Origin of the sequence: Streptomyces sp. NPDC017676, from assembly GCF_044329325.1 — a bacterium.
Lineage (GTDB): Bacteria > Actinomycetota > Actinomycetes > Streptomycetales > Streptomycetaceae > Streptomyces.
Genome location: NZ_JBIRJA010000055.1, coordinates 1 through 1313 on the forward strand (window position 1 = coordinate 1; position 1313 = coordinate 1313).

The 1313-nt window shown below is 67.2% G+C and carries 2 protein-coding genes; both read left to right on the plus strand.

From position 1 onward, the window contains the following. On the plus strand, positions 1-448 hold a 448-nt coding region (locus ACH4LD_RS42980; RefSeq protein ID WP_398059995.1), incomplete at its 5' end, for an alpha-glucosidase C-terminal domain-containing protein. After that, positions 445-1313: alpha-amylase family glycosyl hydrolase (locus ACH4LD_RS42985; RefSeq protein WP_398059997.1), on the plus strand; the 869-nt coding region annotated here is incomplete at its 3' end. The genes ACH4LD_RS42980 and ACH4LD_RS42985, both read left to right, overlap by 4 nt.

Genomic DNA, 1313 nt, shown 5'->3' on the forward strand with positions numbered 1-1313 from the left:
CGAGGAATACCTGGACTCGGAGAAGTACCAGCTCAAGCCCCGCGACTGGGAGGCCGCCGCACGCGAGGGGCGGACCATCGCACCCCTCATCACCCAGCTCAACACCATCCGGCGGCGGCACCCGGCGCTACAGCGCCTGCGGAACCTCCGGTTCCATCAGACGGACAACGACGCGGTGCTCGCCTACAGCAAGCGCACGGGTACCGACACGGTCGTCGTGGTCGTCAACCTCGACCCCCACCACACCCAGGAGGCAACGGTCTCGTTGGACATGCCGCGACTCGGCCTGGACTGGGACGCCGCCCCGTCCGTGCACGACGAACTGACGGGCGAGACGTACCACTGGGGCAGGACCAACTACGTGCGACTCACGCCCGGCCGGGCGCCGGCGCACGTGCTCCACGTCGGGCGATCGACGCCCCAGATCGGAGGGCCCGCAGCGTCATGACCGTCAACGACCCCGTACCGGACACCTTCGAGGACACCCCCGCCAAGGACCGGGACCCGGAGTGGTTCAAACGCGCCGTCTTCTACGAGGTCCTGGTCCGCTCCTTCCAGGACAGCAACGGCGACGGCGTCGGCGACCTGAAGGGCCTGACCGCCAAGCTCGACTATCTCCAGTGGCTGGGAGTCGACTGCCTGTGGCTGCCGCCGTTCTTCAAGTCGCCGCTGCGGGACGGCGGTTACGACGTCTCCGACTACACCGCCGTTCTCCCCGAGTTCGGTGACCTCGCCGACTTCGTGGAGTTCGTGGACGCCGCGCACCAGCGCGGCATGCGCGTGATCATCGACTTCGTCATGAACCACACCAGCGATCAGCACCCGTGGTTCCAGGAGTCCCGCAAGAACCCCGACGGCCCCTACGGTGACTACTACATGTGGGCCGACGACGACAAGCAGTACGAGGACGCCCGGATCATCTTCGTCGACACCGAGTCCTCCAACTGGACCTTCGACCCGGTCCGCGGCCAGTACTACTTCCACCGCTTCTTCTCGCACCAGCCGGATCTGAACTACGAGAACCCGGCCGTGCAGGAGGAGATCCTGGCCGCCCTGCGGTTCTGGCTGGACCTGGGCATCGACGGCTACCGCCTGGACGCGGTGCCCTACCTCTACGCCGAGGAGGGCACCAACTGCGAGAACCTGCCCGCCACGCACGCCTTCCTGAAGCGGGTCCGGCGCGAGATCGACGCGATGTACCCGGACACCGTGCTGCTGGCCGAGGCCAACCAGTGGCCCGAGGACGTCGTCGACTACTTCGGCGACTACAGCTCCGGCGGCGACGAGTGCCACATGGCGTTCCACTTCCCCGT